This window comes from Roseateles sp. P5_B10, from assembly GCF_056400485.1.
Map to the genome: position 1 here is coordinate 1 of NZ_JBFULE010001508.1, position 666 is coordinate 666.

At 61.3% G+C, this 666-nt stretch carries 2 protein-coding genes; both read right to left on the reverse strand.

Annotated features, from left to right (window positions below):
- Positions 1 to 460, reverse strand: a 460-nt coding sequence (locus AC1DU6_RS34285) for a molybdopterin cofactor-binding domain-containing protein (protein ID WP_477862917.1), incomplete at its 3' end; no start/stop codon positions are given.
- 9 nt (positions 461 to 469) lie between these two features.
- Positions 470 to 666, reverse strand: a 197-nt coding sequence (locus AC1DU6_RS34290) for a (2Fe-2S)-binding protein (protein WP_477862919.1), incomplete at its 5' end; no start/stop codon positions are given.

The following is a 666-nucleotide window of genomic DNA, read 5'->3' on the forward strand; positions in this document are numbered from 1 at the left end:
GTTCAGCTGCGGCTTGCACCAGCATCGCACGCGCAGTTGCGCCGGCATTGCGCAGCGGCTTCCAGAAGGCGCGAACCGAGGTCGATCCGCCTGTCGCCTGAATGACAAAAAGCGGATTGCCATAGAGCTTGTCGCTGGGCGGCGCGTGCTGCAGCGCGATCTGCGCATAATCCGCGTCGAGTTCTTCGGCGAGGATCATGGCGATGGCCGTATAGATGCCTTGCCCCATCTCAACCTGCGGCATCACCAGAGTGGTTTTGCCAGTAGTATCGATGCGGATGAAGGCATTGGGGGCGAACTTGCCTTCGGTTGTATCGGGGGGCTGCGTTGGTTCATTGGCTGCGCGCACAGGTATGCGGAAGGCAAACAAAAAGCCTCCAGCAAGACCGCCAGCGAGGAGATCGCGCCGCGAGAGGCCCGGAACCTTGTCTGCAACAAGCGTCTTGTCCGTAATGGTCATGGCTGGCTCCTACGATTGCCGTTCGGAAGCAGCATGCTTGATGGCTTCGCGGATGCGCACATAGGTGCCGCAGCGACAGATATTGCCGGCCATCGCAGCATCGATGTCGGAATCGTCCGGGCGCGGCGTGGTGGCCAGCAGCGCCGCCGCCGACATGATCTGCCCGGATTGGCAGTAGCCGCATTGAATGACTTCGAGGTCGAGCC